The 25,061-nt window shown below is 70.5% G+C and carries 23 protein-coding genes and 1 pseudogene; 15 read left to right on the top strand and 9 right to left on the bottom strand.

Annotation, left to right across the window (positions count from 1 at the left end):
• Positions 1-6: 6 nt before the first annotated feature.
• Together J2W14_RS09360 and J2W14_RS09355 are read right to left on the bottom strand one after the other, a co-directional pair.
• Positions 7-252: a YegP family protein gene (locus J2W14_RS09360; RefSeq protein WP_307461521.1), complete on the bottom strand. Its 246-nt coding sequence runs from the start codon at positions 250-252 to the stop codon at positions 7-9.
• 142 nt (positions 253-394) lie between these two features.
• Complete coding sequence (locus J2W14_RS09355) at positions 395-2,119, bottom strand: bifunctional 3'-5' exonuclease/DNA polymerase (RefSeq protein ID WP_307461519.1); 1,725 nt, start codon at positions 2,117-2,119, stop codon at positions 395-397.
• A gap of 157 nt (positions 2,120-2,276) precedes the next feature.
• On the opposite strand from J2W14_RS09355, the gene ssd reads away from it, so the two are divergent.
• The 7 genes from ssd to J2W14_RS09320 all read left to right on the top strand — a co-directional run bounded on the left by ssd (position 2,277) and on the right by J2W14_RS09320 (position 7,610).
• The gene (ssd, locus tag J2W14_RS09350; protein ID WP_307461517.1) at positions 2,277-3,476 is read left to right on the top strand and encodes a septum site-determining protein Ssd; all 1,200 of its coding nucleotides are present in this window, start codon (positions 2,277-2,279) and stop codon (positions 3,474-3,476) included.
• On the top strand, positions 3,473-4,726 hold the full coding sequence (locus J2W14_RS09345) for a TadA family conjugal transfer-associated ATPase (protein ID WP_307461515.1): 1,254 nt from the start codon (positions 3,473-3,475) through the stop codon (positions 4,724-4,726). The genes ssd and J2W14_RS09345 overlap by 4 nt, the downstream gene beginning before the upstream one ends.
• Complete coding sequence (locus J2W14_RS09340) at positions 4,723-5,550, top strand: hypothetical protein (RefSeq protein ID WP_307461512.1); 828 nt, start codon at positions 4,723-4,725, stop codon at positions 5,548-5,550. Before J2W14_RS09345 ends, J2W14_RS09340 begins: the two co-directional genes overlap by 4 nt.
• On the top strand, positions 5,547-6,152 hold the full coding sequence (locus J2W14_RS09335) for a type II secretion system F family protein (RefSeq protein WP_307461510.1): 606 nt from the start codon (positions 5,547-5,549) through the stop codon (positions 6,150-6,152). The genes J2W14_RS09340 and J2W14_RS09335 overlap by 4 nt, the downstream gene beginning before the upstream one ends.
• A 164-nt stretch (positions 6,153-6,316) precedes the next feature.
• Entirely contained in the window at positions 6,317-6,628 is a 312-nt protein-coding gene (locus J2W14_RS09330) for a DUF4244 domain-containing protein (RefSeq protein ID WP_307461508.1), read from the top strand.
• Positions 6,629-6,735: 107 nt separating this feature from the next.
• Entirely contained in the window at positions 6,736-7,119 is a 384-nt protein-coding gene (locus J2W14_RS09325) for a TadE family type IV pilus minor pilin (protein ID WP_307461506.1), read from the top strand.
• The gene (locus J2W14_RS09320; RefSeq protein WP_307461504.1) at positions 7,116-7,610 is read left to right on the top strand and encodes an Rv3654c family TadE-like protein; all 495 of its coding nucleotides are present in this window, start codon (positions 7,116-7,118) and stop codon (positions 7,608-7,610) included. Before J2W14_RS09325 ends, J2W14_RS09320 begins: the two co-directional genes overlap by 4 nt.
• 32 nt (positions 7,611-7,642) lie before the next feature.
• Here the strand turns inward: J2W14_RS09320 and J2W14_RS09315 are convergent, their stop codons facing one another.
• Together J2W14_RS09315 and J2W14_RS09310 are read right to left on the bottom strand one after the other, a co-directional pair.
• Complete coding sequence (locus J2W14_RS09315; RefSeq protein WP_307461502.1) at positions 7,643-10,030, bottom strand: DEAD/DEAH box helicase; 2,388 nt, start codon at positions 10,028-10,030, stop codon at positions 7,643-7,645.
• Positions 10,031-10,091: 61 nt separating this feature from the next.
• Positions 10,092-10,784, bottom strand: coding sequence for a GNAT family N-acetyltransferase (locus tag J2W14_RS09310; protein WP_307461499.1), 693 nt, complete (start codon positions 10,782-10,784; stop codon positions 10,092-10,094).
• Positions 10,785-10,985: 201 nt separating this feature from the next.
• Between J2W14_RS09310 and trhO the strand changes: the two genes are divergently transcribed.
• The gene (trhO, locus tag J2W14_RS09305; RefSeq protein WP_307461497.1) at positions 10,986-11,879 is read left to right on the top strand and encodes an oxygen-dependent tRNA uridine(34) hydroxylase TrhO; all 894 of its coding nucleotides are present in this window, start codon (positions 10,986-10,988) and stop codon (positions 11,877-11,879) included.
• A gap of 81 nt (positions 11,880-11,960) precedes the next feature.
• Here trhO and J2W14_RS09300 read toward each other — a convergent pair whose 3' ends face one another.
• From J2W14_RS09300 to srmL, 4 genes are all read right to left on the bottom strand, one after another.
• Positions 11,961-12,500: a hypothetical protein gene (locus J2W14_RS09300; protein ID WP_307461495.1), complete on the bottom strand. Its 540-nt coding sequence runs from the start codon at positions 12,498-12,500 to the stop codon at positions 11,961-11,963.
• A 73-nt stretch (positions 12,501-12,573) separates the two neighbouring features.
• Entirely contained in the window at positions 12,574-13,146 is a 573-nt protein-coding gene (locus tag J2W14_RS09295; protein ID WP_307461493.1) for a hypothetical protein, read from the bottom strand.
• Between the two features lie 67 nt (positions 13,147-13,213).
• Positions 13,214-13,717 carry a hypothetical protein gene (locus tag J2W14_RS09290; RefSeq protein ID WP_307461491.1) on the bottom strand — a complete coding sequence of 168 codons (504 nt, stop codon included), beginning with the start codon at positions 13,715-13,717 and terminating at the stop codon, positions 13,214-13,216.
• 70 nt (positions 13,718-13,787) lie between these two features.
• Positions 13,788-14,945, bottom strand: coding sequence for a PheS-related mystery ligase SrmL (gene srmL, locus J2W14_RS09285; RefSeq protein WP_307461489.1), 1,158 nt, complete (start codon positions 14,943-14,945; stop codon positions 13,788-13,790).
• 367 nt (positions 14,946-15,312) lie between these two features.
• Between srmL and J2W14_RS09280 the strand changes: the two genes are divergently transcribed.
• A complete protein-coding gene (locus J2W14_RS09280; protein WP_307461487.1) occupies positions 15,313-16,077 on the top strand; it encodes a MerR family transcriptional regulator in 765 nt (254 codons plus the stop codon).
• A 96-nt stretch (positions 16,078-16,173) separates the two neighbouring features.
• Positions 16,174-17,883: a DUF7059 domain-containing protein gene (locus J2W14_RS09275; RefSeq protein ID WP_307461485.1), complete on the top strand. Its 1,710-nt coding sequence runs from the start codon at positions 16,174-16,176 to the stop codon at positions 17,881-17,883.
• Positions 17,884-17,928: 45 nt separating this feature from the next.
• Here J2W14_RS09275 and J2W14_RS09270 read toward each other — a convergent pair.
• Positions 17,929-19,083 (bottom strand): annotated as a pseudogene (locus tag J2W14_RS09270) (MFS transporter); the annotation flags it as partial.
• A 181-nt stretch (positions 19,084-19,264) separates the two neighbouring features.
• On the opposite strand from J2W14_RS09270, the gene J2W14_RS09265 reads away from it, so the two are divergent.
• From J2W14_RS09265 to J2W14_RS09245, 5 genes are all read left to right on the top strand, one after another.
• The gene (locus J2W14_RS09265; protein WP_370871238.1) at positions 19,265-19,933 is read left to right on the top strand and encodes an ArsR/SmtB family transcription factor; all 669 of its coding nucleotides are present in this window, start codon (positions 19,265-19,267) and stop codon (positions 19,931-19,933) included.
• 182 nt (positions 19,934-20,115) lie between these two features.
• A complete protein-coding gene (gene topA, locus J2W14_RS09260; protein WP_307461483.1) occupies positions 20,116-22,842 on the top strand; it encodes a type I DNA topoisomerase in 2,727 nt (908 codons plus the stop codon).
• 198 nt (positions 22,843-23,040) lie between these two features.
• Positions 23,041-23,490, top strand: a complete 450-nt coding sequence (locus J2W14_RS09255; protein WP_307461481.1) for an SseB family protein — start codon at positions 23,041-23,043, stop codon at positions 23,488-23,490.
• Between the two features lie 64 nt (positions 23,491-23,554).
• Positions 23,555-24,598, top strand: coding sequence for a Ppx/GppA phosphatase family protein (locus J2W14_RS09250; RefSeq protein ID WP_307461479.1), 1,044 nt, complete (start codon positions 23,555-23,557; stop codon positions 24,596-24,598).
• A gap of 116 nt (positions 24,599-24,714) precedes the next feature.
• Entirely contained in the window at positions 24,715-25,056 is a 342-nt protein-coding gene (locus tag J2W14_RS09245) for a YciI family protein (RefSeq protein WP_307461477.1), read from the top strand.
• Positions 25,057-25,061: the final 5 nt, after the last annotated feature.

The following is a 25,061-nucleotide window of genomic DNA, read 5'->3' as shown; positions in this document are numbered from 1 at the left end:
CGGGACCTAGCTGCGGGCCAGTCTGATGCCGGGCCCCGTGGCGGCCTTCGGGGGTCCGGGCTTGCTGCGCGCCCGGGACTTGTCGACGACCAGCCCGGTGGCGGCGTTCTCCCGCACGGCGGTGATGCCCGCGGCTGCGCCCTTGATCGTGTTGAACAGTGGTGAAACGGCGACCACCGTGCCGTCGGGTGCCGTGAGCTTGAAGAAGTACTTCTTCCCGCCGGCCTCGGCGATCTCAAAAATGCCAGCCAATTGTGCTGCCTCCCCAAAAAACTATGCGTCGTTGCATGGCCGGGATTGTCGGATCAATGACCGGCCTCTTCGAGGGTATCTGCCGTCACACACGGTGCACAACGCTACCGGCGGGTACGTTACGGCGGGCAACTCCGGATGTTTATTTGGCGTTGTCGTAGGAATCCACAACAGCGACGCTGACCGGGAATTCCACCGGGATCCTGCCGAACAGCAGTTCCTTGGCGGCGTTCGCGGCTTCCTCGATGGCCCGGGTGCAGTCGGCGACCGCGGCCTCGGGGCAGTGGACCATGACCTCGTCATGCAGGAAGAAGACCAGTTCCCCGGCGGGGCCGCCCGCCGCGCGCATGGCGCGGAGCCGGCGTCGCAGTTCGGCGAGCCAGCAGGCCGCCCAGTCCGCCGCGGAACCCTGGACAACGAAATTGCGGGTGAACCGGCCCCGCGAACGGGCGATGGAATCCGCCCGGCGCTGTTCCTCGGCGCTGGTCGACTGCTGGCTCTGCAGCCAGCGCTCGGACGGCGGCGGGCTGCTGCGGCCCAGCCGGGAGGTGACCGTCCTGCCGGCCTCGCCCTCGCGGGCAGCCTGTTCCACGAAGCCCACGGCGCGCGGGTAGGTGCGGGTCAGCTGCGGCATCAGGCGTCCTGACTCGCCGGTGGTGGCCCCGTAGATCGCGCCGAGCAGCGCTACCTTGGCTTTGGCGCGGTCCCCGCCAAAGCCCTGCGCGGCGATGCCGGCGTACAGGTCCTTGTCCCGCGCGGCCTCGGCCATCTTGGAGTCCTGCGCGAGCGCCACGAGCACCCGGGGCTCCAGCTGGGAGGCGTCGGCGACGATCAGCTTGTGGCCCGGATCGGCGTGGACGGCGCCCCGGATCTGGCGCGGAATCTGCAGCGCGCCGCCGCCGCGGGAGGCCCAGCGCCCGGAAACGACGCCGCCGACCACGTACTCCGGCCGGAACCGGCCGTCCTTCACCCAGGCATCCAGCCAGGCCCAGCCGTTGGCGGCGTGCAGGCGGGAGAGCTTCTTGAAGGCCAGCAGCGGCTCGATCGCCGGGTGGCTGGACTCCTTCAGTTCCCACTGCCGGGTGGTCTTCACTTCGATGCCGTTCCGGTGCAGGGCCCGCATAAGCTCCTGCGGGGAGTCCGGGTTCAGCGCGGGGGAATTCAGCAGCTGCCGCAGCTCGGCGGTGAGGGCCTCCAGCTTGGCCGGACGGTGGCCCACCGGAGGCCGGGGGCCCAGGTAGTCCGCCAGAATCCGCTCATGCAGTTCCTCACGCCACGGCACCCCGGTGTGCTGCATCTCCGCCGCGATCATGGCGCCGGCGGACTCGGCCGCGAGCAACAGCTGGAGGCGCTGCTTGCGGTTGTCGCTCTGGCGTTCGACGCCGGCCCCGCCCGCCTGGCCGAGCGCCTCCTGCTGGGCGGCGTATTCGGCGCGGAGGTCCTCGGGGCTGTGGCGGGGTGTCTTGCGCAGGCCGGGATCATCGAACAGGGCGCCCTGGTCAGCCGGCGGGGGAGGCGGCTGCAGCGCCCGTGGCGGCGGCGGCAGCTCATCGTCCTGGACCAGTTTCTCCGCGTCCTGCGCATACGCGGTGTGGGCGGTGAACTCCGAATGGGCCAGGATCGCGCCGCACAACGTGAGGTCGTAACAGCGTTCCAGCTCGACCCCGGCGGCGAGCAGGGCGGGGTACCAGTCCTGGGTGCGGTGCCAGATCCAGCGCGGCCTCCGCTTTTCGAGGCCACGCACGACGCCGGCCAGCTCGGCGGCGCTCACGGTCCGCGGTTCCGGTGTGGCCGGGTGCGGGGCGCCGTCGGCGGTGAGTTCCTGCAGGGCTGCGCCGTCGGCGTGGGCGGCGAGCAACAGGTACATAGGGTCAATTCTGCCCTGCGGTACGGAGTGCCCCGTGCACCTGCCCTGGTGACCTCCCCAGGTGACCCGGCCTGGTCACGCGCCCTGGTGACCCGGCTTGTCCACATAGCGGCCGCCGCGGGTTATGGCCGGTTCCGGGGCCGGGCAGAGTGGGCGCATGAGCAGGCACCAGCTGGCAACCTTCGGTCCCGGGTCCGGCACTGGTCCCGGGGCAGGCCGGCTGCCGGGCCCCGGGTCCGGGCCGGGCATTGCGTCACGCACCGCGCCAGGCACTGCGCCAGGCACTGCGGCCGGTGATGCGCCGTGGGTGCCGGACGGGTCGGCGGAGACGTTGCTCGTGACGGGGTTCGAGGCGCTGCGCGGTGAAGTGGAACGCGCCGTGGCGGCGTCCGGCGGGCAGCTGCGCACGGTGGCGAACATTCGGGAAGCGGCGCCCTTCTGGGACAGTGCCGCGGTGGTGCTGCTCGGCAGCGACATCCGCGAGTTGCCGCCGCGGGGACGTTCACCGGCCGTGCTCATTGGCCTCACCGGGGACGGCGACAGCCTGTGGCACCTGGCCGCCGCCATCGGCGCCGAACGCGTCGCTGTGCTGCCCGAGGCCGCGTCCTGGCTCGCCGAGTACCTCAGCCGCTCCCGTGCTCCCGAATCCGGCGGACTCGTCCTCGGGATTGTCGGCGGTTGCGGCGGCGCCGGAGCCAGCACGGCAGCTGTGTGGCTGGCCCATGCTGCCGCACGGGAGGGTCTGCGTGTCCTGCTGGTGGACGGTGACCCGTGGGGCGGGGGCCTGGAGCTGGCGCTCGCCGCGGAGGAAACGCCAGGGCTCCGCTGGCCGGATCTGGCGGATGCCAGCGGCACGATCGATCCCCGCCAGCTCGCCGACTCGCTGCCCCTGGCCGGGGGGTTCCCCTTCCTGTCCTGGCCCGGGAACAAGGAACGCCACAGCGGCGTGGAGCAGGCCGTCGTGGCCGGGGTGCTTGACGCCGCCCGGCGGGGGTTCGAGCTGGTCCTCGTGGACATTGGCCGGGGTGCGGAAGCGCTGCGGACTTTCGCCTGGGACTGCGACCGGATGATTGTTGTTGCGCCGGCGCTGCTGCGGGCGGCCGTGGCCACGGCCCGGCTCCTGCAGGACCTCCCTGCGGTGGAGACGGTGCTGGTGGTGCGGGGCAGGCCCGGGGCCTCGCTGGATGCAGAGCTGATTGCCGAGTCCGTCGGGTTGCCCCTGGCCGGGATCATGCCGGACGTCAGGCGCGCCGCGGCCGCCACGGAACTCGGGCGCCTGCTGGATACGGGACGGCAGCGCAATGTCCGGCGGTTCGCCGGCACGGTTCTCGATTTCGGCGCCGGAGCCGCCGGATGAGCGCCCACTCGGCACCGTGGCCCCCGGACTCCGGTGCCGGCCCCGGCGACCCCGGTGGCCGGCGCTACCGGCCGCCGGGCCGGGCCTCCGTGGACGCACGGCTGCTGGAGTCCGTCCGCGAATCCGTGATGTCCGACGCCGGGCCGGTGACCCCCTCCCGGGTGGCGGCCGCCGTGCAGGCGAGCGGACGCCTGCTGGGGACCGCCGGAGCCCTGGCCGCGGTTGAGGGGATCAGCGCGGAACTGAATGGCCTCGGGCCCCTGCAGGTCCTGGTCCGGGACCCGGCCGTGACAGACATCTTTGTCAACGGACCGGCCTCCGTCTGGCTGGACCGCGGCGGCGGACTCGAAAGGGCGCCGGTGGCGTTCTCCGGTGAACCGCAGGTCCGGGCACTGGCAGCCCGGCTCGTATCGGCCGGCGGGCGGCGCCTGGATGACGGCTCGCCCTGCGTGGACGTCCGGCTCGACGGCGGGTTCCGGGTCCATGCCGTGCTTCCGCCGATCTCCACAGCGGGGACGCTCCTGAGCATCAGGATCCGGCGTGAACGGGTGTTCTCGATGGATGAGCTGCGGCGGAACGGAATGTTCGGGGCCGTGGTGCAGACCGTGCTGGAGCGGATGGTGGAACGGCGTCTGAGCTTTTTGATCAGCGGCGCCACCGGGTCGGGAAAAACAACACTGCTCGCCACGCTCCTCGGCCTGTGTCCGTCCGGCGAGCGGCTGGTCCTGATTGAGGACGCCTCGGAACTGAACCCGGTTCACCCGCACGTCGTTTCGCTGGAGGCGCGGCACGGCAACCTCGAAGGCGGCGGCGCCGTGGATTTGGGCGAGCTGGTGCGGCAGTCGCTGCGGATGCGGCCGGACCGGCTGGTGGTGGGGGAGTGCAGGGGTGCCGAAGTGCGTGAACTGCTGGCTGCCATGAACACCGGACACAGCGGGGGCGGCGGGACCATCCACGCCAACACCGCGGCCGACGTGCCGGCGCGGTTGACCGCGCTGGGTGCGCTGGCCGGGATGGGGCAGGACGCCGTCCGGCTGCAGGCGGCCAGCGCCCTCGACGCCGTGGTCCACGTGGAACGGATGAACAACGGGCGGACCGTGGCCTGCATCGGAGTGCTCGAAGACAGCCCGGCGGGCCTGGTAGTCGGCTCCGCGCTGAACATTGGCGGCGGTGATGTCCGCGGCGGGCCGGCATGGCCGCGGCTGGCGTTCCGTCTCAGCGTCGACCCGTCCCTGGTGGAGCCGGCATGACCGCACTGCTTACCGGAGTGCTGGCCCTCGCCATGATCCTCGCGCTCTCCCCGGCGGGAGCCCCCCGTCACCGGCTTCGCGCGGCGCTCGCCAGCGCACGGGACGGCTCGGCAGCAGGCTCTCCTGCGCGTGCGGGCGGCGTGGCAGGGTGGCGGCGACGGAGCGCCCCGGCGGTTTCGATGACCCTGCTCGTGCAGCAGCTGGCGGCTTTGCTCAAGGGCGGCCGAGTTCCCGCGCGGTTGTGGGATGAACTGTGGATCCTGCATGCGGGCGACCCCGCCATAACCGTGTCCGGGGCAGGAGGTGCCGGCCGGAGCCTGGTGCTCGCCCCGGAATCCGGGCGGATACTTGCCGCGGCCCGTGCCGCGGCGGCGCGCGGGTCGCCGGTCGGAGCGGCGATCCGCTCCGCCGCGGCCGGGCCCGGCGGAACGGAGTCCGGGAAGGCCTGGGGAAACGGTGCCGGCGAGCGCGTCCGGGCGCGCCGCATCTGGTTCCAGCTCGCCGCATGCTTTGACGTTGCCGAGGCCAGCGGCTGCCCGCTGGCGGAGGTGCTGACGCGCTTCGCCGCCCAGCTTGAGGCCGAGGACGACGCCGAGGCCGCCCGGCAGACGGCGTTGGCCGGGCCCCGCGCGACCGTCCGGCTGCTGACGTGGCTTCCGTTCCTGGGTCTGGGCCTGGGCGTGCTGCTGGGCGTGGACCCTGTCGCGGTCCTGCTGGGAACCCCGCTGGGTGGGGCGGCGCTCGCGGCGGGCCTCGCCCTCACCGCGGCAGGCCGGATCTGGTCGTCGCGGCTCGTCCGGACGGCTGAGGGGTCCCGGCCGTGACAGCGGACGCCGCGGGTCTTGCGGTGCTGGCGGTGCTGGCCGCCGCGGCCGTGGCCGCGTGTTCGGACCGCGGCATGGCCAGGCGGAGACTCCGGTGCCAGGTGCTGCCCGCCCCGGACGCCGGAAAGGGTTCAGAACACAGCCGCGAGCGGGCCGGGGAAGCCGGCGGACCCGGTCTGGGAGATGCGGCAATGCTGCTGGAACTGGTCGGCGCGATGCTCGAGGCGGGGGCCGGCCTCGGCCGTGCCCTGACGCTCGTCGCCGAGCTGGCGGCGCCCGAAATCCGGGGGCCGCTGCGGCCGGTCGTCGCGGCACTGGCCGTTGGCGCCGACTGGGACACCGCCTGGGGCAGCTCCGGCGCCGGGACGCCGGAACTCCTTGCCGTGCGCGATGCGCTGGGGTTTGCCGCGCTCACCGGCGCCCCCTCCTCGGCAATCCTTTACGCCCAGGCGGCCCGCCTGCGGCGCGAGCGGTTCCGGACCGCGGAGAAACAGGCCGCAGCCCTGGGCGTGAGGCTCGTGGTGCCGCTCGGCTTGTGTTCACTGCCGGCCTTCATCTGCCTGGGCGTCCTGCCGGTGCTGCTGGCGCTGCTGCCGGGCTGACCCCGGTGGTGGACAAGGCGATGGCAGTGGCGCCCTTCCTCCACAGTCCGCGTTGGCCGCCGGTTTTCCACTTGGCTGGAGGGACGCCTTACGGGGCGCGGTCCCAGCGGGAAGAGTCTTAGAACAGCCGGCGGTCCCGCCGGAACCCAAGGAAAGGAAAAACCATGGCACGTCATCCCGCTGCGACCGCCGGAACCCGCGAGGCGCTGAAAGTCCATCCCGAGGCGGAGGACGCTGAGATCCGTGAAATCTATCCGGGAGCCAGCGCCGCCGACCCGCTCAGGGTGCGAACGTCCAGAAGGCCTCGATGGCTGAGGAGGCTGTTTGGCTCGGAGACAGGGATGGCGACGGCCGAATATGCCATTGCCACGCTCGCCGCCGTGGGGTTTGCCGGCATCCTCGTGTTCATCATGCGCAGCGACGAAGTCCGGGGATTCTTGTTGAACCTCATCCGTACGGCGCTCGCCTTGCCATGAGCTGCCGATGGCCGGCCGGGAGGATGAAGGGGGCAGCGTCGACACCGCCAGCCGCACGGCGCCCCCGGCGGTGGCAGTGCGCGGGCGGCGACACGTGCCGCGGCGTCGTGACTGCCGAATTCGCGGTGGCGCTGCCCGCCGTCCTGCTCCTGCTCGCCCTGCTACTGGCCGGCTCAGCGGCGGGAGTCACCCAGCTGCGGCTGGAGGAGGCGGCCCGGGCCGGTGCCCGGGCCCTGGCCCGGGGCGAGGATGCGGCCGCCGTGGACGTGATTGTCCGCCGGCTCGCGGGCGCCTCAGCGGCGTCGGCGGTGGCGTCCGACGGCGGATGGCTCAGCGTCACAGTGTCCGGCAAGGTTCCGGGCGCCGTTGGCTCGCTCCTCCCCTGGACCCTCACGGCCCGTGCCTGGACCCGGGGCGAAACGTCCGGGCCTTCGGCCGCTGCCCGCGTCCCCGCGGCCCGGCGCCACCAGCTACAGGGTCTGGCCGCGTGAGCCGGCCTCAGCGCCGCAGCACGCCCCACGTCGGGGAGTCGGCCGCTTCGGGCAAGCTTCCGGACCATGCGCTCGAGACACCGGATTGTCCGGGCGCGTCGGGCGGGCTCCCCGAACCCGCGATCCTCGGGGAATCCGGGGAGCCCGGGGAATCCGGGGAACGGGGCGCCGGCACCGTGCTGGCGCTGGGGCTGGCACTGCTGGTCGTGCTCGCCGCGGTCCTGCTCGCAATGCTGGCCCAGTCGGCCGCGATGGCGTCCCGGGCGGCGGCCGCCGCGGACCTGGCTGCCCTCGCCGCCGCGGACGCCGCCCGGGGAATCGCTCCGGGGGAGCCGTGCGCCGTCGCCGTGGAGGTGGCACACCGGAACGGCGCCCGGGTCCTGAGCTGCGCGGCGGGCGCCGGGTTCACGGTCCAGGTCCGGACTGAACTCGATGTCCGCACGCCCGTGGGTGCGGCCACCGGTCTGGCCAGGGCCGGGCCGCCGCCGTGAGCGGGTGGCCCTGGCCGTGGACGCAGCAGCGGCTACGCCTGCAGGGGTGTCGCGGCGTGGTCCGGCAGTCCGGTGCGCATCTGGTCTGTCGCGTCCTGGAGCAGCACGTCGATGAGGGTCACGGCGGCGTCCTTGTCGAGGGGATTGTTCTTGTTGCCGCATTTGGGCGACTGCACGCAGGACGGGCAGCCGGACTCGCATTCGCAGGCCTTGATCGCGTCGCGGGTGGCGGCAAGCCAGACTCGGGCCTTGTCGTAGCCGCGCTCGGCGAAGCCTGCCCCGCCGGGGTGGCCGTCGTACACAAAGATGGTCGGCACCCCGGTGTCGGCGTGAATGGCCGTGGACACCCCGCCGATGTCCCAACGGTCGCTGGAGGCCACCAGTGGCAGGAGACCGATGGCCGCGTGTTCCGCGGCGTGCAGGGCACCCGGGAACTGCGCCTCGATCAGCCCCGCCCCGGTCAGCGAGCGGTTGTCCATGACAAACCACACCGCCTTGGTGAACAGGTCCCGGGCACCCAGCTGCAGCGGCTCCTCGCCGAGGATCTCATTGGAAATCAGCGCCTTGCGCTGGAAGGAGACCACCTGCGTTGTGACTTTCACGTCCCCGAAGTGCACGGCCACGTCGCCCCACTGCGTGGTGCGCTGCGTTTCGAGCACCTCGATCTGGGTCACGTCCCGTGCGGTGGTGTAGTAGTCCGGGTTCGCCCGGCGCACCATCACGCAGTGATCGTCCTCGTTCAGGTCCTCCACCACGTAGCTCTCGCCCTGGTGGACGTAGATCGCTCCCGTGTGGGCCTGGTAGTGCGTCTGCGGGGAATCCATGGTCCCGAGCAGGGATCCCGTGTCGGCGTCCACGATGCTCACCGGGCCGCCGCCGTCGGCCCTCAGGTTCACCATGGCCGCCGCGCTTTGCGGGTGGGTCCAGAACCATCCCGCGGGGCGCCGGCGCAGGTAGCCCTGGGCCACCAGCTGGTCCAGCAACTTCTCGGACGTGGCACCGAACAGGTCCAGCTCCGCAGAACCCAGCGGCAGTTCTGCGGCTGCGGCGCACAGGTGGGGACCGAGCACATAGGGATTGGAAGGATCAAAAACGGTGGCCTCCACCGAGACGTCGAAGATCGCCTCGGGGTGGTTCACCAGGTAGGTGTCCAGCGGGTCATCGCTGGCGACGAAAGCGGCAATGGCATCCTGTCCGGCCCGGCCGGCCCGGCCGATCTGCTGGAACAACGACGCGCGGGTTCCCGGCCAGCCGGCCACGAGCACGGCGTCGAGGCCGGAGATGTCGATCCCCAGCTCCAGGGCCGAAGTGCTGGAGACGCCCAGCAGCTCGCCGGAGCGCAGCGACTTCTCCAGGGCCCGGCGCTCCTCCGGCAGGTAGCCCGAGCGGTAGGCCGCGACCCGCTGCGGCAGGCTGGGATCGACCTCGTCGAGGAGGCGCTTGGTAATGGAGGCAATGGTCTCGGCGCCGCGCCGGGACTTGATGAACGCAATGGTCCGCACCCGCGACGAGACCAGATTGGCCAGCAGGTCCGCGGTTTCCGCGACCGCCGTGCGCCGCTCCTTGGCGCCGTTCTCGCCGCGGAGCTCGGTCAGGGCAGGCTCCCAGAACGCCACGGTCGTGGAGCCGTGGGGCGAGGAGTCCTCCGACACGGCCCGGACCGGGGCGCCGATGAGCCGGCCGAAGGAAGTGCCGGGCTCGGACGCCGTGGCGGAGGCGGCGATGAACACCGGTCCGGACCCGTCGGGGCTGTAGTAGGCGCAGATGCGGCGCAGCCGGCGCATCAGGTTGGCCACGTGCGATCCGAAGACGCCGCGGTAGCTGTGGGCCTCGTCCACGACCACGTAGCGCAGCCGGCGGAAGAACCGCGCCCACCAGGCGTGGTTGGGGAGGATCCCGAAGTGCAGCATGTCGGGGTTGGCCAGGATGAAGTTTGCGTGGTCCCGGATCCAGCGGCGGGAGGCGGGGTCGGTATCGCCGTCGTAGGTCTCGGCCCGGACGGTGGGGAGCTTCAGCGCCCGGATCGCGGCCAGCTGGTCGGCTGCCAGGGCTTTGGTGGGGGAGAGATACAGGGTGACGGCGCCGTCGTCGTGGATTTTGCCGGGATCGGCGAGGACCCGCAGTTCGGAGCGGTGGATCGCGTCCAGCGCCGGCAGCTGGTAGGCCAGCGACTTGCCGGAGGCGGTGCCGGTGGCGATCACCACGTGCTCGCCGGCGTGGGCGAGGTCGGCGGCCTGGATCTGGTGGCGGTAGGGCTCCTGGATGCCCAGCGAACCGTAGGCGTTGACCAGATCGGGGTGGGTCCAGCCGGGCCAGGGCGCGTGCACGGCCTGGCGGGCGGGAATGGTGCGCACATGACGGAGCTGTTCCGGGTCCGGGCCGCGGCCCAGCAACGGAATCAGGGACTCATGTGGGTTCACTCGTACATTCTTTCACCCGGCCTCAAATCGTCCGGGGCGCGTGACCCGCCTGCCCAGGGCCTCAGCCCACGGACAGGTCCGAGCCCTCGTCCGAGGCGGAGAGCATCAGCACGTGGCTGACCGTGGTCCAGCCGAGGTGAGAGTAGAGCTTCTGCCCGTCGAGTGAGGCGAGCAGCAGCCCGGTTTCGACGTCGTGCTCGAAAGCCTGGGCGGCGAGGGCGCGCATGATGAAGCTGCCCAGGCCCCGGCGTTGGTACCCGGGTTCGGTGACGATCTTGTCGAAGATTGCGGTGTGGCCCACCACGAACATGCGGCCGCTGGCCGCCACCTCTTCCCCGGCATAGACCACGGCATGGTGGACCCCGTCGATCCGGGACGGAACCCACCGGAGATCATCATCCGGAAGCCAGGGATCCTCGGCGTCCTGGGTCTCCATGTCCACGATCATCATCGTCTGCGAGGCGGACGTGACGTTGAGCCCTTGCTGCTGGGCCAGGAAGTGGTATCGAGCAACGTCATTCGTGAGGACTGTGAGGATCCTGGCGGGGACCTCCACGGTGGCAGCGGCCAGCGCCGCGAACTCCGCATCGGAGGGATCATGGGCGAAGTATTCCCATTCGTGGGTAGTGTCCGCCCTGAAAGCCGCCGGGAAGCGGCCCTCCTTGCGTGTCTCATATCCCCGGCAGCCGGCCCAGCCGGTGACCCAGATTTCCAGCAGATGAGTGGTGTCTTCAACCATGGCCTCAAGACTCATGTGATGAGCGTATTCCAGCCCCGCCACAAGCAACAGGGGCCGCGTCCGGTAACCGGTCTTGCTTACGTAATTGTGACCGGACCGCGGCCCCGGTGTGGGCGGTGCGGGGGCCTGGACCGCTGCCGCTGGTCCGCACGAACGGGCTTCCCTGCGCCCCGGCTCGCTGCCCGGGGCTTTCAGTCCACCCGGTACCCTTAAAACGTGGCTTTGAACAGGATTGTGCTCTTTTACGGCTTTACCCCGCTCCCGGACCCGGACGCCGTCCGGCTCTGGCAGCGTGCGCTCTGCGAGAAACTCGGCCTCACCGGCCGCATCATCATCTCCAAGGACGGCATCAATGCGACCGTCGGCGGTGAGCTGAACGCGGTCAAGCAGTACGTGAAGGCCACCCGCGAATACAAGGGCTTCCACGGTATCGACGTGAAGTGGTCCGACGGCGGCGCCGCGGACTTCCCCCGGCTGAGCGTCAAAGTCCGCGACGAGATTGTGTCCTTCGGCGCCCCCGGCGAGCTCAGGGTCGATGCCGGCGGCGTCGTCGGCGGCGGCACGCACCTCAGGCCCGAGGAACTGCACGAGCTCGTGGCGGCGCGGAAGGAGGCCGGCGAGGAAGTCGTGTTCTTCGACGGCCGCAACGGCTTCGAGGCCCAGATCGGCAAATTCAAGGACGCGGTCGTCCCGGACGTGGCCACCACCCACGACTTCATCAAGGAACTCGACTCCGGCAAGTACGACGCGCTCAAGGACAAACCGGTCGTCACGTACTGCACCGGCGGCATCCGCTGCGAGGTGCTGTCCAGCCTGATGGTGAACCGCGGCTTCAAGGAGGTCTACCAGCTCGACGGCGGGATCGTACGCTACGGCGAAACCTTCAAGGACCAGGGCCTCTGGGAGGGCTCCCTCTACGTGTTCGACAAGCGCATGCACCTTGAATTCAGCGAGGACGCGAAGACGATCGGCGCATGCGTCCGTTGCTCGGCGCCGACGAGCAAATTCGAGAACTGCTCCAACTCGTCCTGCCGTACGCTCACGCTCTACTGCTCGGACTGTGCCGCCAGCCCGGAGACGTTGCGCTGCCCGGACGGTTGCGCGGCCTAAGGCCCTGCGGCCCTGAAGCCCGGCAGTTTGAAGCCCCTGCGGCCTAAGGCCCTGCCGGCTGGGGCTGCCGACCAGGGGACCTCAGATGCGGCTAACCCGGTAGGCGAAGTTGGCTCCGGCGTTGGCTTCGACCTTGATGGTGAGCACGGAGCCCGCGGGAAGATACACCACGTTCACGCGTGAGGTCCTGCAGCGCAGTTCCAGCTCCACCAGCTCCTTGTTCTCGTGAGCCACAGTGAAGGAGACCCGCCGCGGGCTCCGGCAGGCGAGGGTCACCGAGTAGCTCCCACTTGGCAGCGGGGCGGTGATCTCCTCCCGTACCTCGTCCGCTTCAAGGGTGCCGTAACCGGTATGGAACACCTGGCCTTCGGTGGCGGGGAGCACCTGCGCCAGCCACGCATCCAGCTCGGCCCCTGAGACGGGCCACCGCGTCGACGGGTCCCGCGGCAGCGCCGCATCGGTGAACTCCGGGGCGGATGGGGATTCCGTCCCGCTGGCAAAACCGTCGTCGTATTCGTACGCGCAGCCGGCCAGTGCCATCGCCATGGCCAGCATCCAGGAGAGTCCCACGGCGGTTGCCGTGCGAGTCCGGGCCACGCTCGACACCGGAACAGTGGGCATATCCAGACTTTAACCCCGCCCCTGCCCAGGCGCCAGAGTCCAACGGCGGCCGAAAGAGGCGCTGCGCCGGTGCCTACTGCCCAGACGCGTCAAAGCTGATCCGGACGCCTGCAACGGCGCCCGTTCCGGGCCCGGGGACGCCGCTGCCATACCGGATGAGGTGAGCCGATGCAGTCCCGGGAACCAGATCGATCAACGCTTCCGTCACCTCGCCGCAGTCGAAGTTGCGCTCCAGGAGCGTGCCGCCCTGACGCGCGCCCTGGGTGACGGACAGGTGCGCATCGGGTGCCCCGACGCAGGCTGCGGTGACCTTGTATTGGCCGGCCCGGGTGATAATGCCCGACGTCCCGAGTCCGCTGCTGCCGGTGCCGCCAATCCCGCCCGATCCGCCGAAGAGAAGACCCTCCGGCGAGCCGAGCACGGCCTCCAACTCCACCAGGTTGCGGGCCTCGGCGGCAGCCAGTTCCGGGTCCCGGGTGGGCAGCGGCGCCCTCGCCGGGTAGGACCGGGCGGACGGCCCGGCTGCGTCCGGTGGGAGCCCGACGTCGTCCGCGACTTCACATCCGGTTAGTCCCGCGGCAGCGGCGGCCACCGCCAGCAACAGTGCGGCCCGGACCGGCCGGTGCATACCCCCAGTAGCAGACATGCACCGAGCCTAGCGGCGGGGGCCTTGAACACAAGTCCCGGCTCTCTGCCGTGTCGGATGCAGGCTGCTAGGCCGCAGGCGCCAGGTGGTAGGCGTAAATGAGCGGGGCATCCACGCTGGAGGCGCCGATCTGAAGCGTGCCGGCGGCGGGGATTTTGATGCGTGCCGTCTCGCGGCTGCCGTTGCAGGCCGCGCCGGCCTCGGTCAGTCTGGTGCCGTCCAGGGAGACGTCGAAGAAGGCCTTGCCGCCGCCGTCGCAGGTGATGGTCAGGATATAGCTGCCGGCTGCGATCCCGGGTGCGGTCTTGACGATCGGGTCCCGGTTGAGGATCTTTCCGGCATCCTCGACCACTACCCCGGCGGCGGAGGGAAGCGCCGTCGCCCTCCACGCCGGCACATCGGCCGACTCGATGGAACCGGCCGAGGAGCACGCGGCTGCGGCCAGGACGACGGCGGCGCCCGCCGCGAGGCCGCGCACCGCACGCCCGACGGGCCAGGCCGGGTGACGGAAGGGCCGGGTGGCGCGCCGGACGGACCGGGCACGCCGGGGGCCGGGGAAAAGGAAGAGCATGCCTCCAACTTACCGCCGCTGCGGCCGGCAGCTGATTTCCCGGCTGCCGGCCCGCAGCGGCCCCGCAGCCCTACCCGGCGATCAGCTCGAGCACCTGGCCCCGGTGCAGGGCAAGGTACACGCGGTCGCGCAGGAGGTTGGCCTCCCCGTCCGTCAGCGTCCGGTCCAGCGGCTGCAGCACCAGCCGCAAAAGCACGTTCACCTGGCCCGGGGCGAGCCGGAGCCGTTCGACGGCGGCCGGCGGAAGCCCCGACGCCGGGGTGACGGCCCGGATCTCCAGCGCGGCCAGCACCTCGGACTCCGGCCCGAGGGCCGTCCGTGCACGGTCACCCAGCAGTTCGACGTCGGCGTCCGCCGCGGAGCCGAGCACGAGGGACAGATCGCGCCGGACCTCCGGCATGACCGACACGGGCCGGTAGGCGTCCAGGTCCAGCAGCTGGACCTGGATCTCGGAGTTCTCCGCGCGCAGGAGCCGGATGTCCCGGATCCCTTTGCGCAGCATCAGCGCACGGTCCAGCCCCAGTCCCAGGGCGAGACCTGCCCAGCGGCGGGGATCCAGTCCGGAGCCGCGAAGGACCTGCGCGGCGACGAGGCCGCATTCGGCCAGTTCCAGCCATTCCCGGCTGCCGTCCGGCTGGCTGACGAGCACGTCGAGCTGCCAGCCGGTATCCGTGTAGTGGTGGTTCGCCGGGGTCGCGCGCCACTGGACGTCCGGGTGCAGTGCCGCCGGCAGCACGGCCTCCACGACGGCCGCCATCATCCGGTCCAGCTCGGCGGGACCCAGCAGGCCGCGCGCTTTGAGCCGCCACAGATCCAGCTGGTGCGGGGCGCCCACATGGGTGCGGTCGATCGAGTCCCGCCGGTACACCAGGCCGGGCAGCGCATGCAGCCGGTCGTAGTGGCCCATTTCCTGGCGCAGCGAGTCCAGCAGGGCCGGAACACCCGCCGAGGTGTGGCTCCGCAGCATCACCGTGGGGCTGACATGGCGGGAGTAGCGTGAATCGCGCGTGACGTCGCCGGGGGAGTAGCCCAGGCGGTCGTAGTTGTCGGCGGTGGCGACGAGGGGGCTGAGCCGGTGCGTCTCAACTTCGATGCCCCAGAGGCTTTGCAGCGCCCTTGTGATTTCGGCCAGCAGCAGGGTCATCGCGTGCGGGCCCTGGGCTGGATCGGACAGATCGCGGAGCGCGAGGGCTGATTGCAGGTCAGCGGGGGTCAAATACGTCTTCATGAGGGGGTCCTTGGTCTGGAGTGCGGGAGGGGGGAACTGCACCCTCGGCCACTGCACCGGACGGACCCCGGCGGCTGCAGTTACGCGCGCGACAAGAAGCCCGTGCGGCCGGAAAGCGGCCGAGGGCTGATAAATCGCTGCTGCGTGTGCATACGCCAATAGTACGGCAGCCCGCCGCATCCGGGCTGAAGCTCCAGCTGCCGGCCGCAGAGCCAACGTTCCGGCCGACCACCGAGCCGGGCCCGACCCCGACCCGGCCCGAACCCGGGCCCAGGCCAGGGCCTTGACCTTGACGTAGCGTCAAGCTCTAGCATCGGGATACCGGCCCGGAAGGGGCCGGTTCCGGAACGGAAAGGGGGGCAGCCACGTGGAATGGTCTGTGCAGCAGATCGCCAGGATCGCCGGGACCACGAGCCGGACACTGCGCCACTACGACGACGTCGGGCTGCTCAAACCCAGCCGGACCGGCGACAACGGCTACCGGTTCTACAACCAGGCCTCGCTCGTGCGGCTGCAGCGCATCCTGCTCCTGCGGGACCTGGGGCTTGGGCTCCCCGCCATCGCCGAAGTCCTCGGCCACGAGCCCGATGCCGTTAAGGCCCTGGGCCGGCACCTGGACTGGCTCCGGCAGGAACAGGACCGGCTGGCACGGCAGGTCGCCTCGGTCCGGCAGACGATTGAAGCACTGAAAGAAGGAGAACAGATCATGGCGGAGAAAATGTTCGACGGCTTCGACCACACGCAGTACAAGGACGAGGTCGAGGAGCGCTGGGGCAAGGACGCGTACGCGCAGGGCGATTCCTGGTGGCGGGGGATGGGCCCGGCCGAAAAAGACGCCTGGAAGCAGCGCTCCCGGCAGCTGGGCAGCGACTGGATCGCGGCGGCGGAGTCCGGTGCCGCCGCGGACAGCGCCGAGGCGCAGGAGCTGGCCAGGCGGCAGGTCGAATGGCTCACCGGAATACCCGGCACGCCGGCCTCCGCCACCGGCCGTGAGGGCGACCTGAAGGGCTACGTCACCGGTCTCGGTGAGATGTACGTTGCCGATCCGCGGTTTGCCGCGAACTACGGCGGCGAAGCCGGGGCCGCCTTCGTCCGCGACGCCCTCCGGATCTACGTCGCGAAGAACCTCTGACCCGACGCGTCCCGCCACGCCGTCCCAGGCCCCCGCACAGCGGGGGCCTGGGCCCGGCCCGGCCCCGGCCCCGGGGGCCTGGACTAAACTTGTCCGGTGACTCCCTCAACGCATTTCACGGCCGGCAACACCCCCGACGCCCCTCGCAGCGACCTCCCCGTCCTGCTCGACGCCCTGGCCGCGGACCTGCGCGGCATCGGCTACACCGTTGACGGCGTCGCCGCACTGCTCGGCGCGGCCGCGCACAGCGCCCTGGGCCGGGACCAGCTGGTTCCGGCGCTGATCGTCACCGAGGCGGCCCGCCGCGGGGAGCCGACGACGGCGGCGCTCGCCGCCGTCGTCCGCTTCTGGCTGCTGGCCGAACCGCAGCCCGCCGCCACCCTCGACGCCGCCCTGCCCGGCATCCGCACGGCGGGCCTGCTGGAACTGGGCCTCGTGGAGCCGTCCGCCGACGGCCTGATCCAGGCGAAGGTGGACCTGCGGCCCTACGGCTGGGACGGAACCGCCGGGGAAAACACCCAGGGGGAAGACGCCCGGAGGGAAGGCGCCCGGAGGGAAGACGCCCAGGGGGAAGACGCCCGGAGGGAAGAAACTGTCAGCGGCGGCGCGGAGCTCTGGGTGGCCAGCGACCTCGCCGCCCACCAGCGCCCCGGGGTGCTGCGCCACGACCACGTCCTCGGGATCGGGCAGGCCTCCACCACACTGGTGCAGGTCACCGCCCGCCGGCACGTGGCCCGGGCCCTGGACCTCGGCACCGGCTGCGGCATCCAGACGTTCCACCTGCTCCACCATGCCGAGCACGTGACGGCCACCGACATCTCCGACCGCGCCCTCGCGTTCACCCGCTTCAACCTGCTCCTCAACGCCGGCCAGCTGCACCTGGACCCCTCCGATCCGGAAGCCCGGGTGAGCCTGCGCCGTGGCTCGCTGCTCGATCCGGTGGCGGGCGAGGAGTTTGAGCTGGTGGTCTCCAACCCGCCGTTCGTGATCACGCCGCGCAGCCTGGGGGAGGCCGCCGGCGACCAGTTCACCTACCGCGACGGCGGCTTGCCGGGCGATGACATCGTCGCCGCGCTGGTCCGCGACCTCCCCTCGGTCCTGACCCCCGGCGGAACGGCCCAGCTCCTGGGCAACTGGGAAATCCCGGCGGGCGCGGCCTGGGACGAGCGGCCCCAGCGCTGGGCCGGCCCGGACGCGGACGCCTGGTTCATCCAGCGCGAGCAGGTCAGCCCGGAACAGTACGCTGAAACCTGGCTGCAGGACGCCTCCGAGGCCCGCGACCGGCGGCTCTTCCAGGACTCGTACGCCGCGTACCTGGACGACTTCGCCTCCCGCAGCGTCGAGGCCATCGGCTTCGGGATGATCTGGCTGCGGCGGCCCGCCGACGGCGCCACCCCGGCGCTGCGGCGCTTCGAGGAGATCACCTATCCGATCGAGCAGCCCGTCGGCCCGCACCTGGGTGCCGCCGTGGAACGCGCCGACTGGCTGGCGGACCACGATCTGGCGGCGGCGCACCTGCTTGTGGCCGAGGACGTCACCGAGGAGCGGCACCAGCGACCCGGAGCCGAACACCCCGGCGTCATCCTGCTGCGCCAGGGTGCCGGCCTGCGCCGCACCAACCTGCTCAGCACCGAGCTGGCCGGCTTTGTCTCAGCGTGCGACGGCGACCTGTCCGTCGGGCAGATCGTCGGCGCCCTTGAGGCGCTCCTGGGCGGGGGCGAGGACTGGGACGCCGGGACCTTCCGCGCCGGCGTCCTCACCGAGGTGGGGAACCTGGTCCGCGACGGCTTCCTGCTGCCCGCCTGACGCCGCCGCCGGCGCAGTCCCTGCGGCGGGAACCGCGGGACTTGCCGCGCCCTCGCTGCCGTAGCGCGGCAGGACGTACGCGGTGACGACTAGGGCCGCCAGGACCCCGCCCACCCCGGCGACCAGGAAGCTCACCCGGATGGGGAGCAGGGCACCGAGCAGCCCGCCCAGCGCGAGCGCCCCGATGGCCACGGCCCGGGTCATGCCGCCGATGATCGCCATGGCCTGGCCGCGGCCGCTTTCCGGGATCCGCATGATCGCGATCGCCCCGAAGCACGCATTCAGCATCCCGCAGCTGGCCCCCATGGCGGTGTAGGCGATGAACAACAGTTCCATGTTCGGCACCAGGGACATGATCCCCAGGAAGGCCGAGGTCAGGGCCATCGAGACCAGCAGCGCGCGCAGCCGGGTGGGGTGGCTCGTGATCCGGCTGGCCAGCCCCGCCCCGGACGCCATCCCGAGGCCGAACGACGCGGCCAGCAGCCCGTACTGCGTCTCGGTGGCGCCGAGCTCGTCGCGGGCCAGGAACACCTCAAGGACGTTGGTCGCCTCGCCGACGGTGATAAAGAACAGCGCGCCGAGGACCAGGGCCCAGACCAGGCCGTCACGCCGGATCAGGCGCAGCCCGTTCAGCAGGGCCGGAGGCTCTTTGCCGACCCGCTCGGCGGCCGTGCCGCGGCGGGTCCGGATCAGCATGGCACCGGCGGCCATCGCCAGGTAGCAGCCGCTGGCCACCGCAAACACCAGGCCGGATCCGCCCCAGCCGCTGAGCAGCCCCCCGGCCGCCGGTCCAACCATGCTGGCGATCATGATGGTGGCCTGCATGGTGCCCAGCGCCCGCGGGGTCCGTTCCTCGCCCACGATCCGGGGCAGCAGGGCCTGCCAGGTCGGCCCGGCCACCGCCTGGGCGGTGTCGAGGAGGAACGTCATGGCGAACAGCACGGGTAGATAGTTGTCCAGATACTGCATGCCCAGCCCCATCCCGGCGACCGCGGCGGCACTGACCACGGCGGACGCCGTCGCCAGCGTCCTGGAATCCCGGGTGTCGGCCAGCCGGCCCGCCCACGGCGCCAGCAGCACCAGGGGGAGCGCCGAGCAGAGCAGATAGGCCGCCACGAGCCAGGGTCCGGCGATGGCCGTCTGGCCGGCGGCGGCGAGGTTCTGCAGGTGTAGCATGACGCTGATGATGACGGCGCCCATGCCGGCCGTGGCGATGAAGCGGGCACTGCTGGCCAGGACGAAGTCCCGGTTGCGCCAGAGGGGCTGCGCGGGCGGGGCGTCACCCGGCGCCGTCTGTTTCATAAATAGCAAGCTACTCTGCGGTACATTTTGGTGTCAAGCATTTCTTTCATAGTTTGGCGGAGCTCGGTAGACTGGTGGTGTGAATGCAGAAACCCCAATGGCGGAGTCACCGGTCCCTCCGGCGCCCAAACGCCGGCAGCGCCCGGAGAAGAAAGTGGAGATCACCGACCCGAAAGCGATCCGGGCGCTGGCCCACGCCGCCCGGCTGGAAGTCATCTCCGAACTGTATTCAACCCAGGTGAGCCGGACCGCCACCGAACTCGCCGCGCAGACCGGCCTCACCCCGAGCGCCATGAGCTACCACCTGCGCGCGCTGCAGAAGTGGGGCATCGTGGTCCCGGCCGCCACCGCCGGCGACGCGCGGGAGCGCCGCTGGAAAGCCGCGGGCACCGACTTCACCATCAACTCGGGCGGCGGGGTGGCGAGCCCCGAATTCGCCGTGCTGGATCTTGAACTGGACGCCTACCGCCGGCGCGTCAACGCCTACGCCAAGACCAGGGACGAGCAGCGCCAGCGCGGCGAGGCCGTGGACGGGCCCTCCTCCGTGGTGCTGGCCAGCAATCTGCTCTATCTGACCCCGGACCAGCGGGAGGAACTGAACAACCGGCTCTTCGAGCTGCTGCGGGACTACGATCTGGAGGATCCGGACCAGGTCCCCGACGGGGCCGAGCGGATGGCGACCCTGTGGTCGATGATCCCGGATGACCGCGGAAAGCCTCCGGCGAAGCCTTCCGGCAGCCCCGCCTGACAGCGGCGCGGGCCCGCCCCGGCCGGGCCCGGCGGAGGCCTGCCTGGCGGGGGTTCATTACGTCCGGAAGTCGTGCCCGGGGGCCCTCCGTTTGGGGCTGGATGCGCGGGAATCCGCAAAATATGGTGAACTAGGCGGGTATGGGCGCATCTGCCCGAGCAACCTTTTTCTGTAGGAGCACCGTGCCAAGCAAGGCCAAAACCGGTAAGAAACTCGTGATTGTGGAGTCTCCCGCCAAGAGCAAGACCATCGCCAAGTACCTCGGCGAGGGCTTCATCGTTGAGGCCTCCATCGGTCACATCCGCGACCTCCCGCAGCCGTCGGAACTGCCGGCGGAGCTGAAGAAGACCTCGGTGGGCAAGTTCGCCGTCGACGTTGATAACGACTTCAAGCCGTACTACGTGGTGTCCCCGGACAAGAAGAAAAAGGTCGCCGAGCTCAAGGCCCAGCTCAAAGACGCTGACGCTCTCTATCTCGCAACCGATGGGGACCGCGAGGGCGAGGCCATCGCGTGGCACCTGCTCGAAGTGCTCAAGCCCAAGGTGCCGGTCTACCGGATGACCTTCGGTGAAATCACCAAGGAAGCCATCCACCGCGCCATGGACAACCTGCGCGACGTCGACCAGGACCTCGTGGACGCGCAGGAAACCCGGCGTGTGCTGGACCGCCTCTACGGCTACGAGATCTCCCCGGTGCTGTGGCGCAAGGTGGCCCGAGGCCTCTCCGCCGGCCGCGTGCAGTCCGTCGTGACCCGCATGGTCGTGGACCGCGAGCGTGAGCGGATGGCCTTCAAATCGGCCTCCTACTGGGACCTGACCGGCCAGTTCGGCGCCGGGTCCGGCTCGTTCAAGGCCAAACTGGCCATGGTCGACGGCGCCAAGGTCGCCAGCGGCCGTGACTTCAACGACAGTGGCGAGCTCACCTCCCGCAACGCCGTGCACCTCAACCAGGACCTCGCCACCTCCCTCGCCGCCGGCCTGCAGGACGCCGACTTCCGGGTCCGCTCCGTCGACACCAAGCCGTACACCCGCCGCCCGGCCGCGCCGTTCACGACCTCGACGCTGCAGCAGGAGGCCGGCCGCAAGCTGCGCTTTTCCTCCAAGAGCACCATGCAGGTGGCGCAGCGGCTGTACGAAAACGGCTACATCACCTATATGCGTACGGACTCCTCCGCGCTGAGCAACGAGGCCGTCACGGCCGCGCGGCGCCAGGCCTCCGAGCTGTACGGCCCGGAATACGTTCCCGCCTCCCCGCGCGTCTACAGCGGCAAGGCCGCGAACGCGCAGGAGGCCCACGAGGCCATCCGCCCCGCCGGTGACTCGTTCCGCACCCCGGCCCAGGTGGCCAAGCAGCTCTCCGGCGACGAGTTCCGGCTCTACGAGCTGATCTGGAAGCGCACCGTCGCCTCGCAGATGGCCGACGCCAAGGGCTCCACCGCCACGATCCGCCTCGGCGCCATCGCTGCCGACGGCCGCGACGCCGAGTTCTCGGCCTCCGGCACCGTCATCACCTTCCCCGGCTTCCTCGCCGCCTACGAAGAGGGCAAGGACGAAAGCCGCGGCGACGACGAATCCGACGAGGCCCGCCGGCTGCCGAACGTGGCCAAGGACGACGCGCTCACCGCCTCGGAGATTGCCGCCATCGGGCACGAGACGTCCCCGCCGCCGCGCTTCACCGAAGCGTCGCTGACCGCCGAGCTGGAAAAGAAGGGCATCGGCCGCCCGTCGACGTATGCCTCCACCATTTCCACCATCCAGGACCGCGGCTACGTCCGGAAGCAGGGCTCCGCGTTGGTCCCGAGCTGGATCGCGTTCTCCGTGATCCGGCTGCTCGAACAGCACTTCCACGACTACGTGGACTACGAGTTCACGGCCGACATGGAAGCGGACCTGGACAAGATCGCCAACGGCCAGGCCGAGGGACCCGCCTGGCTCAAGCACTTCTACTTCGGCGAGGACTCCAACCCCGGGCTGCTGAGCATCGTCAACAACCTCGGCGAGATCGACGCCCGCGAAATCAACTCCATCCCGATCACCGAGGGCATCACCCTGCGGGTCGGCAAGTTCGGACCGTACCTGGAGAGCTCCGTCCCCACGGTCGATCCGAAGACCGGCGAAGTGGTTGAGGCCGCCCGCGCCAACGTCCCTGAGGACCTGGCCCCGGATGAGCTCACCGCGGCCAAGGCGGTCGAGCTGATGGAAACCGCCGCCCCCGAGGAGCGGGTGCTCGGCGCGGACCCGCACACCGGGCACACCGTCGTCGCCAAGAACGGCCGCTACGGCGCCTACGTCACCGAGGTCATCCCGGAGATGACCGAGGAACAGATCGCCAACCAGCCGGTCGAGTACTACAAGAACGGCAAGCCCAAGCCGCCGAAGAAGCCGGTGAAGGCCAAGCCCCGCACCGGCTCGCTGTTCGCCTCGATGAGCGTGGACACCATCACCCTGGACGAGGCCCTGCAGCTGATGAGCCTGCCCCGGGTGCTCGGCCAGGACGCCGAAGGCAACCCGATCACGGTGCAGAACGGCCGCTTCGGCCCGTACCTGAAGAAGGGCACGGACTCCCGGTCCATCGGTTCGGAAGAGGAAATCTTCACGATCACGCTGGAGCAGGCCCTGGAGATTTACTCCCAGCCCAAACAGCGCGGCGCCCGCGCCGCCGTCGCGCCGCTGGCCGAATTCGGTCCGGACCCGGTCTCGGAGAAGAACATCGTGGTGAAGGAAGGCCGCTTCGGCCCGTACATCACCGACGGCGTCACCAACATCACCGTGCCGCGCTCCACCTCGCTGGAGGAGCTCACCCGGGAACAGGCCGTCGAACTCCTCGCGGAGAAGCGCGCCAAGGGCCCGGTCAAGCGCACGACGACGGCGCGCAAGGCCCCGGCCCGCAAGGCTGCCGCCAAGAAGTAGGGGGTGCCGCCCAAACCGGAGCAATCCTCTGCGTGCTCGCTCGTTCCTCCCCGCCGTCCCCCTCTCCTCGCAAGCTCGGACAGGGAACCCTGACGGCGGGGCCCTCGCTTAGACGCACGCTGCCGGATCACTCCGGTTTGGGCAGCGGGGACGAGTTAGGAATTGCGGACCCGCCCGCAAACGTGGTCGAGTAGAGACATGACTGAACAGCCCGATCACTTGGACCTCCAGCCGCTGAACGACCTCGAAGAGCAGCTTGCCAAGGGGGAGGAGCCCGACGCCAACCCCGTTGACGTCATCCTGGCCTTCCTCAACAACGAGGTCTACATCGTCAGCTCCGACGCGCTCGAGGGCGCCGATTCCCAGGTCGAGCCGCTGGTGCTCGCCAACTCCGCCGGGAAGCCTGTCCTGGCCGTGTTCTCCCACCCGAGCCGCGTCACCGAGCAGTACCTGGCCGCCGCCCCCAACGTGCTCGGCACCCAGGGCGCCGCGATCCTGGGCAACCTCGGCGATGACCTCGGCATGGTCATCAACCCCGGCGCAGCCTTCGGCTTCGAAATCGATCCGGAAGGCGTGGCGAACATCCGGCGCGACTTCAAGCCCGCCGACGAGCCCGAAGACGAGTCCGGCCCGGACGGTCAGGCCTAAGCCGATGTTCGGGGCGCGGCCGGCCCGTTAGGCGGGCCGCGTTCCCGGGGGCAATAATGACACTATGCGTCTTGGCGTCCTCGATATTGGATCAAACACCGTCCACCTCCTGCTCGTGGATGCCCACCCCGGTGCGCGCCCTGTGCCGTTCGCCTCGCACAAGCGCCCGCTCTCCCTCGTGCAGTTCCTCGAGAGCGACGGCAGCATCAACGACGCCGGCCAGCATGAGCTGATCGAATTCGTCCTCGAAGCGTGGGAATTCGCGGCCAAGCACAAGGCCGAAGACCTGCTGGCGTTCTGTACCTCCGCCATCCGCGAGGCCACCAACGGCCCGGAAGTGCTGGCACGGGTCAAGCATGAGACCACCGTGACGCTGCGGGAACTGACCGGCAGCGAAGAGGCCTCGATGACGTTCTTCGCGGTCCGCCGCTGGTACGGCTGGGGCGCCGGACCCATCCTGAACCTCGACATCGGCGGCGGCTCCTTCGAGATGGCCTACGGGGAGGATGAACTCCCCGAACTCGCGACCTCCGTCCCGCTCGGAGCGAGCCGGCTCACCCGGGACTGGCTGCAGGAGGACCCGCCCTCGGCCAAGAGCGTGAAGGAACTCCGCCGCTATATCCGGACCACACTCAAGCCGGTGGTGCGCGACTTCGCGAAGCTCGGCAAGGCAAACCACGTCGCGGGGACCTCCAAGACCTTCCGCTCGCTGGCCCGGGTCGCCGGCGCCGCGCCCAGCGCCGCGGGCCCCTACGTCAAGCGGGAACTGTTCGCCACGGACCTGGGCCTATGGGCACAGCGCATCTCGGCGATGGAGGTGGAGGACCGGCTGAGCCTGCCCGGTGTCTCCGAAGCCCGCGCCCCCCAGCTTCTGGCAGGGGCCCTGGTGGCGGAAGCGGCCCTGGAGATGTTCGAGTTTCCGAGCATAGAGATCTGCCCCTGGGCACTCCGCGAAGGCCTGATCCTCCGCCGGCTGGATCAGCTGGTCTTCGAGGGGCCGCTGGACCCCGCACCCCATGTGACCCAGACCGACCACCCCACAAGGCCGCAGTCACCTGATTCAGAGGCGCCGGACGCATCGAAATCCGAATCAGCCGGCGCCCGGTGACGGCTTCCCCTCAGGCCTGAGTCCCGGGAGGGATGTGTCGATCCGGGGGCAGTCCGTTCGTCTAGTAGGTGAGAGGCCGGTACAGGACCGGCCGAATCGTCAAGGAGGACAGCACCATGGCACAGTACCTGCTCAGCGTCTACCAGCCCGATGGCCCCGCCCCGGCCCCGGAATTCCTGGAGCCGATCATGCGGGACGTCGAGGCCCTGAACCGCGAGATGGAGGAAGCCGGCGCCTGGGTGTTCGGGGCCGGGCTGCATCCCGCCGAGGCCGCCACCGTCGTGCGGCAGCAGGGCAGCGAGGTGCTCATCACTGATGGTCCCTTCGCCGAAGCCAAGGAGCACCTCGGCGGGTTCACCGTCATCGAGGCCGCGGACCTCGACGCCGCCCTCGGCTGGGCCGAAAAGCTGGCCCGCGCCACTACCCTTCCCATCGAAGTGCGACCCGTCCAGCACTAGGCGCG

This window comes from Pseudarthrobacter oxydans (assembly GCF_030812335.1).
In the GTDB taxonomy this organism is placed as follows: domain Bacteria; phylum Actinomycetota; class Actinomycetes; order Actinomycetales; family Micrococcaceae; genus Arthrobacter; species Arthrobacter oxydans_B.
Note: the sequence above shows the minus strand (reverse complement) of the source record. Positions and strands in the feature narration are given on the sequence as shown.

Excerpts from the sequence above, each read along its gene's own strand:
- J2W14_RS09355 (WP_307461519.1), bottom strand. The coding sequence starts at position 2,119 with ATGTACCTGTTGCTCGCCGCCCACGCCGACGGCGCAGCCCTGCAGGAA.
- ssd (WP_307461517.1), top strand. The coding sequence starts at position 2,277 with ATGAGCAGGCACCAGCTGGCAACCTTCGGTCCCGGGTCCGGCACTGGT.
- J2W14_RS09345 (WP_307461515.1), top strand. The coding sequence starts at position 3,473 with ATGAGCGCCCACTCGGCACCGTGGCCCCCGGACTCCGGTGCCGGCCCC.
- J2W14_RS09340 (WP_307461512.1), top strand. The coding sequence starts at position 4,723 with ATGACCGCACTGCTTACCGGAGTGCTGGCCCTCGCCATGATCCTCGCG.
- J2W14_RS09330 (WP_307461508.1), top strand. The coding sequence starts at position 6,317 with ATGGCACGTCATCCCGCTGCGACCGCCGGAACCCGCGAGGCGCTGAAA.
- J2W14_RS09310 (WP_307461499.1), bottom strand. The coding sequence starts at position 10,784 with ATGAGTCTTGAGGCCATGGTTGAAGACACCACTCATCTGCTGGAAATC.
- J2W14_RS09300 (WP_307461495.1), bottom strand. The coding sequence starts at position 12,500 with ATGCCCACTGTTCCGGTGTCGAGCGTGGCCCGGACTCGCACGGCAACC.
- J2W14_RS09295 (WP_307461493.1), bottom strand. The coding sequence starts at position 13,146 with ATGTCTGCTACTGGGGGTATGCACCGGCCGGTCCGGGCCGCACTGTTG.
- J2W14_RS09290 (WP_307461491.1), bottom strand. The coding sequence starts at position 13,717 with ATGCTCTTCCTTTTCCCCGGCCCCCGGCGTGCCCGGTCCGTCCGGCGC.
- srmL (WP_307461489.1), bottom strand. The coding sequence starts at position 14,945 with ATGAAGACGTATTTGACCCCCGCTGACCTGCAATCAGCCCTCGCGCTC.
- J2W14_RS09255 (WP_307461481.1), top strand. The coding sequence starts at position 23,041 with ATGACTGAACAGCCCGATCACTTGGACCTCCAGCCGCTGAACGACCTC.
- J2W14_RS09250 (WP_307461479.1), top strand. The coding sequence starts at position 23,555 with ATGCGTCTTGGCGTCCTCGATATTGGATCAAACACCGTCCACCTCCTG.
- J2W14_RS09245 (WP_307461477.1), top strand. The coding sequence starts at position 24,715 with ATGGCACAGTACCTGCTCAGCGTCTACCAGCCCGATGGCCCCGCCCCG.